This is a genomic window from Xanthomonas sp. WHRI 7065, assembly GCF_040203115.2.
Lineage (GTDB): Bacteria > Pseudomonadota > Gammaproteobacteria > Xanthomonadales > Xanthomonadaceae > Xanthomonas > Xanthomonas arboricola.
Window position 1 is genome coordinate 5024238 of record NZ_CP168194.1, and the last position, 6983, is coordinate 5031220.

Annotated in this window: 5 protein-coding genes; all 5 read right to left on the reverse strand. The window is 65.4% G+C overall.

All coding sequences use genetic code 11. The features are described from left to right. Nucleotides 1-77 precede the first annotated feature (77 nt). Complete coding sequence (gene mnmE / locus ABQY64_RS20875) at nt 78-1418, reverse strand: tRNA uridine-5-carboxymethylaminomethyl(34) synthesis GTPase MnmE (protein WP_349779584.1); 1341 nt, start codon at nt 1416-1418, stop codon at nt 78-80. A gap of 164 nt (nt 1419-1582) precedes the next feature. After that, nucleotides 1583-4285, reverse strand: coding sequence for a polysaccharide deacetylase family protein (locus tag ABQY64_RS20880; RefSeq protein WP_104571594.1), 2703 nt, complete (start codon nt 4283-4285; stop codon nt 1583-1585). Between the two features lie 93 nt (nt 4286-4378). After that, entirely contained in the window at nt 4379-6100 is a 1722-nt protein-coding gene (yidC, locus tag ABQY64_RS20885) for a membrane protein insertase YidC (protein ID WP_024939151.1), read from the reverse strand. Between the two features lie 15 nt (nt 6101-6115). Next, nucleotides 6116-6562, reverse strand: coding sequence for a ribonuclease P protein component (gene rnpA / locus ABQY64_RS20890; RefSeq protein ID WP_349779585.1), 447 nt, complete (start codon nt 6560-6562; stop codon nt 6116-6118). Between the two features lie 38 nt (nt 6563-6600). Continuing rightward, on the reverse strand, nt 6601-6741 hold the full coding sequence (gene rpmH / locus ABQY64_RS20895; protein WP_002805908.1) for a 50S ribosomal protein L34: 141 nt from the start codon (nt 6739-6741) through the stop codon (nt 6601-6603). Nucleotides 6742-6983 lie beyond the last annotated feature (242 nt).

Sequence of the window (6983 nt, forward strand, 5' to 3'; positions counted from 1 at the left end):
GATGTCCGGCCTCGTGAGAGGCCGGATTTTTGTTTGGCGAATGCTGCATTCATCGCTGCACGTGGTGCCGCGCCGCATCACTTACCGATACAAAAACTCGAAAAGATCTTGCCCAGCAATTCGTCGGCGCTCAGCTTGCCGGTGATCTCGCCGAGTGCTTCCTGTGCCAGGCGCAATTCTTCGGCGGCCAGTTCGAGTTGTTCGAAGCCCAGCTCCAGATCCGCTGCGTCTGCATGCTGTTCGGCGCGACGCAATGCCTCGACATGCCGCGTGCGTGCGGAGAATTCGCCTTCCACGCTGTCCGCTCCGTCGCCCAGCGCGAGCTCGCGCAACCGGGCGTGCAACTGCTCCAGTCCCTGCCCGGTCACCGCCGAGACCGCGATCGCGTCGCGATCGAGCGCTGCGGGGCCGGCCAGCAGATCGCATTTGTTGTGGATCCACAGCTGACGCGGCACCACATCGATGGCATCGCCGATCGCATCGCGCGCGGCTTGCGGGTCGCGTGCATCCAGTACCACCAGCGCCAGATCGGCGCGCTGCAACTCCGCACGCGCGCGACGCATGCCCTCGCGCTCGATCGCATCACCGCCCTCGCGCAAACCGGCGGTGTCAACCAACATGAGTTCGAAGCCATCGAGCTGGATGGCTTCCTGCAAGGTATCGCGGGTGGTGCCGGCGACATCGGTGACGATGGCACGCTCGCTACCGGCCAGTGCATTGAGCAAGGAACTCTTGCCGGCATTGGGCGGGCCGATCAGCACCGCGTGCAGGCCGTCGCGCAACTTGCGCCCGCGCTCGGCATCGCGCAGCAGTTGCGCCAGCAGTGCGCGCGCCTGCTGTAGCCCGTCGCGCACCTGCGCCCCGCCCAGGGTGTCGAGCGGCTCGTCGGCAAAGTCGATCGCCGCTTCCACATGGATGCGTAAACGGGTGAGGCTGTCGCTGAGCGCATCGACCCGTTGCGAAAACACACCGTCCAAGGATCTGCGCGCAGCGCGTGCCGCGCGCAGATCGCCGGCGGCGATCAGGTCGGCGATGGCTTCGGCCTGCGCCAGATCGAGTTTGCCGTTGAGAAACGCGCGCTCGCTGAATTCGCCCGCGCGTGCCTGGCGCGCACCCAGCGCAATGCAACGCGCCACCAGCTGCCGCAACAGCACCGGGCTGCCGTGTCCCTGCAGCTCCACCACGTCTTCGCCGGTAAAGCTGCGCGGTGACTTGAACCACAGCGCGATGCCATCGTCGATGACCTCGCCCTGCCCATCGCGAAAGCGTGCGTACTGCGCCTGCCGTGGCTGCAACTGCGCAACGCCCAGCCCGGCGGCAATCTGCGCCGCCTGCGGCCCGGACAGGCGCACGATCCCCACCCCACCGGCTCCGGCGGCACTGGCGATGGCAACGATGGTAGACGTGGAAGACGACATGGGCATTGCTCTGAGGTGGATTGAAGAAGACAAGCGCGGCGATGCAGCGACTGCGCGGCCGGCAGCGGCATCCTGCCGATGCCCGGGTCCCTGGTGTATCACGCCTCCATCGCGGCACGCGCTCTCCTGACGCCTGTTCGCAACGCTGCGTCAGCCGCCGCGAATCACAGCGATTGCAACTGCATGCGTGCCTGCGGGGCGCCGCTGCCTTGCGGCTGCAGTTCCAGATAGGTGGCGTAGGCCTTGCGTGCCTTGTCGCGATCGCCGGCTTTTGCGTAGGCATCGCCGAGATTGAGATAGGCCACCGCACGCGATGGATCGATTTTCAAGGTGTTTTCCAGCCAGCGTGCCGATTCGGCAAAGCGTTCCTGGCGGTAATACACAAAGCCCAGGTTGTTGGCGGCCAAAGCAAAGTCCGGACGCAGCTTCAAGGCCTCGGCAAACTGCTCGGCCGCTTCGGCGTAGCGTTTTTCCTTGTACAACTGCAGGCCGCGCTCGTTGGCCAGCTGCGCACGTTGGCGGTCGCTGCTCTTCACCGCAGTGGGCAACACCAGCTTGGCTTCGCCACCTTGCAGGGTTTTTACCGTCACCGGTGCAGCCGCCACTGCCGCACCGCTGGTGGTGGCGGCAGGACGCGCCGCATCCACGCGTCCGTTGAGTGCGATCGCATCGGCAGACAGCTGCGCGGTGCCGGCGGTCAGGAACTCTTCGCCGCTCGGTACCTGGAACACGAACTCGCCGCCCTGCGAGCCGGGCAGGCTGCCGAATGCCGGGGTCTGCGCTGACACTGCCGACACCGCCGGTGCGACATAGGCTGCCAGTTCGGTACCGGTGATCAGGCCATCGCCATTGAGATCGCCCTTGCCCGCCAGCGCCTGCAGCAGCACCCAGGTAAACACCGAATGCCCGTTCGGGCCGCTGTCGGCCACCTGCTGATCGGCACCGCCGGCAGTGAGCATCTGGCGGGCGATGCGTCGCGCGTTCTCGCGCAGGTAAGCACTGGATGTCGGCCCGCCGCGCGTCAATCCGAGCCCGCTATAGCAGGCATCCATCACGAACAGCACATGCTTGGCCTGCAGGCTTTCGGCGATGTTCTGCAGGTCGCTCATCGCAATCGCATCGCTGGCCAGCTGCTGCGGATCCGAGTCGACCGGAATGATGTAGCCCAGGTCGCGCCCGGATGCCAGCCGGCGCGTGGCGCCATGCCCGGCGAAGAACACGAAGACGCGGTCGTTGGTCTGCGCGCGTCCCTCGCCGAGGCGATCGTGGAACGCCGCAAGAATATTGTTGCGCGTGGCCTGCCCGTTCTTGAGCACGATCACCTGCGAGGACGGAAACCCCAACGGGCCGGTCAAGGTGCTGGCAATGGCCTGCGCATCGTTAGCGGCATATTCGAGCTTGGGCCAGTGCGCGTAGTCGTCGATCCCGATCACGATCGCCCAGGAGTTGGCATAGCCAGTGGTCACGGTCGCCCCGGCCGCCGCGCTGGGCGCGTGCGCCACCGAAAACTCGCGGCCATTCCAGCCGGCGAACTGGTAGCCATCGGCGATCAGTCGGTCCAGGATCTGCGGCAGCGCCTTCACTGCACGGTCGTGGATGTCATGGAACAACACGATGCCGCGCTGCTCCTTGTTCACCTGGTCGAGCACGCGCTGCACGATCGACTCGGGTACCGGGTCGGCCCAGTCCATGGAGTCGATGTTCCACATGATCGACTTCAGGCCTGCCTCGCCCAGCAGCTGCAAGCCTTCGGCATTGCGCGCCCCATACGGAAACCGGAACAACGGCGCACGCTTGTCGTCCACCGCGCGCAACAACGTGTCGGTGTCCAGCACCTGGCTGCGCAACGCATCGCCGGTGGTCTTGGACAACTGCGCATGGGTCAGGCTGTGGTTGCCCACCGCATAACCTTCTTCCATCAGCGCATGGCTGATCTTGGATAACGGCGCGAGTGTCGGCTTGCCCTGCGCGTCCAGGCTGCCCAGGTTGCGGCCCACTTCGAAGAACACGCCCGGCACGTCGTAGCGTTTGAGGATGGCCACGATCTCTTCGGTATAGGCCTTGTGCGGGCCATCGTCGAAGGTCAGCACCACCGTCTTGGGCGGCAGGTCGCGGCCGAAGATCTCGCTGTCGCTGTCGCGTGCGGAGAACGGGTACGGCTCCACCACGCCATGATCGCGCAGGATCTTTTCGCGCGTGTACAGGCTGCGCAGATGCGCCACGTAGTCGTCCCACTTCTCGCGCTTGGGCACGATCGCGCGGCTGCGATCGAAGCGGCTGAAAATCTGCGTCAGTTCTTTGTTGTAACTGCGCTCGATCTCGTCCAGCGCTTCTAGATCCTCGCCGATGCGCTGATGCAGCTTCACCGCCGGCAATGCCGAATCGCGGCCAATGCGTGCGTGCAGGTCGCGCAACACTTCGGCAAACGCCAGGCGGTCGGCATCGTAGAGATCCGGTGCCGATTCGATCTCGTCCAGCACCGTGGCGATGGTTGCGAAGCGACGCGCTGCGTTCGACGTCAGCACCGTCTCGAATCGCGCAGCGATGCGTTCGCGCTGTTGGAGGTTTTCATGGAACAGCTGCTGCCCCACGCTGCTGGAGGTGGCGCGATCGCGTGGCGTCTGGGCGTCCGCATCGGCCAGCAACACGATGATGCGGCGATGCCGGTCCAGTTGCTCGCGCAGCTGCGCGATCAGTGCGCGTGCGTCGTCGTTGTCGGTTTCGGCTGGCGCACCAGCGGCGGCCGGCGCAGCGGTGCTGGCAGCAGACGCGGCCTCGCCGGCGGTTTGCTTGCCGCAGCCGGCCATCGCCAGCATTCCGGCGCAACCGGCGCACAGCAACAGGCGATACAGCGGCGATGACATCACGACGGCGTCCTTGGCGATGAAGACAACAGGGCAGACAGCAACTGCGGCGACATGCAGAAAGCCCGCCTTGCGGCGGGCTCTGTGCAACTGCGCTTACTTGGCGTTGGCCTGGATGATCTTGCTCGGCTTCTCGCCGTGCTGGCGGATCATCCACCACTGGATCAGCAGACCCAGGCCTCCGTTGACCACCCAGTACAGCACCAGGCCGGCCGGCATGAAGGCCATCATGACGCCAAACACCAGCGGCATGAACTGCATCATCTTGGCCTGCATCGGGTCCATGCCCGGGGTCGGGGTCAGCTTCTGCGTGGCCCACATGATGGCGATGTTGAGCACCGGCAGGATGAAGTACGGATCGCGCGCGGTCAGATCCTGGATCCAGCCCAGCCACGGCGCCTGACGTAGTTCCACCGATTCCACCAGCACCCAATACAGCGCGAAGAAGATCGGCATCTGGATCAGCAGCGGTAGGCAGCCGCCCATCGGGTTGATCTTTTCCTTCTTGAACAGCTCCATCGTTGCCTGCTGGTACTTGACGCGATCGTCGCCGTAACGCTCCTTCAGCTGCGCCAGGCGCGGCTGGAAGCGGCGCATCTTGGCACCGGACTTGTACTGCGCAGCCGACAGCGGATACAGCGCCAGACGCAGCAGCACCACCAGGCCGATGATGGACCAGCCCCAGTTGTGCAGGAAGCTGTGCAGATGGCTCAGCACCCAGAACAGGCCCTGGCCGATGATGGCCATGATTGAGAAGCGGCTGTAGTCGACCACCCGGTCCAGTCCCTTCACGTCTTCCTTGGCGATCAGGCTGACCAGCTTCGGGCCCACCCACAGGCGCGCTTCGGTGGTCGCGGTCTGGCCCGGCGCCACGGTGAAGGCCGGTCCACGCAGTTCGGCCACGTCACGCGGGCCGTCCTGGTTCAGCACGTACAGCGAGGCCTGGTCCTTCTGCGGAATCCACGCGGTAAAGAAGTGGTGCTGCAGCAGCGCCACCCAGCCGCCGGTGATCTGGCGATTGAGGCCACCGTCGTCCATGTAGTCCTTGAACGCGCGACGCTCGTAGCCTTCCTGCGGGCTGTACCAGGTCGCCCCGTTGAAGCTGAAGGAATCCGGGTTGGTCATGCCGCGGCTGAGGATGGTCGGCACCCGGCTCAGCTTGCGGAACACGTAGCCGTTCCACGGCGCGCCACTCTTGTTGATCACCTCGTCCTTGATCGAGATCGCATAGCGACCGCGTTCCAGGGTGAAGGTGCGGCGAATCGACACGCCGTTGGGGCCATTCCACACGAACGGCACCACCAGGGTGTTCTGGCCCTTGGCCAGTTCGAACGCGGTGCCCGGCTGTTCGGCGCGGAAGCCACCCACGCCCGGTACCGGCGAATGCTCGCTGGCCCAGCCGCTGGTGGCGTTATAAGGGTGCGCGGCATCTTCGGTCAGCAGGCTGACCGGCGCGGTGCCGTCCTTGGTTTGCGGAAACTGCAGCAGTTCGGCATCGAGCACGCTGCGGCCGTCCAGCTTCAGGCGCAGCACGTCCGAGGTCAGGGTGATTACCGGCGCAGCACCGGCAGCGGCCGGCGTCGCGGCAGTCGTGCTGGTCGCCGGTACGGCGCCCGGCACGCCTGCCTGCGGAATGGCCTGGGCCGCCGGCACATTGGCCGACGGTGCCGCAGCGTCCAGATCGCGCGCAGCCGGCACCGACTGCGTTGCCGCAACCACCGGCGCATTGGCGGCGGCCTTGTCCTTGCCCCACTCCATCCACAGCAGCGCCGCGACCATCAGCCAGGCAAAAATCAGGAAAACACGGGTCTGGTTCATCGGGCAGCAACTCGCTCAGTCGGAACTGGGTTCCGGCTCTGTCGGGGAAAGGGAGGATGGGTGCATCGTCCTGGCGGGCGGCATTGTGCCGGGCGCAGCAGGCAGGGGCAATGCGCCGGCACGGCGCAGCAGACGCAGGAAGGCGTCGCGAATCTGTGGATTGGTCGCCTTTGCGGCTGCGGAGCGCGCCACAATCACGTAATCGCCGCCGGCAAGCTCGGGCAGCAGATGCCGCATGGCATCGCGCAATACGCGTTTGATCCGGTTACGTCCCACCGCACGCGTATCGACCTTGCGCGACACCGCCATGCCCAGGCGCGGCGGCGTATCGCCGGTCCGCCAGTGCAGGCTAAGCAGCGGGTCCGAGGTACGACGTGCGGTATCGAAAACGACCGTGTATTGCGCACGCGTACGAACCCGCGCAGAGCGAGGAAATCGCCTGCACAGGTTCGATGCGTTCACGTTAGGGACTGCCTCGGCCGCAGGGAGCGGCGCGGCAATCAAGCGCTCAGGCGCTTGCGGCCCTTGGCGCGGCGGCGAGCCAGGATCTTGCGGCCGTCGGCAGTTGCCATACGTGCGCGGAAGCCATGGTCGCGTGCTCGCTTGAGGTTGCTGGGTTGGAAAGTACGCTTGGTGGCCATGGGGCCCTCTGCATGAATGGAGACGAATAGAACCGGCAATTCTATAGGGCCATCAGCGGCCGGGTCAACTCCCCCCAGACGTTAGCGGAGGTGATGGCGGTCAAGCCCTGTGGATGGACCTGTGAATAAGTCTGGGAAAACCCTGCCCTCGGTGCTAGTCTGGCGCATCCTCTTTTCACTACCGGGCTGCGAGCACGGCGCTTTTCTGCGCGCCGCAGCCAGCAACAGATGATCATACTTTG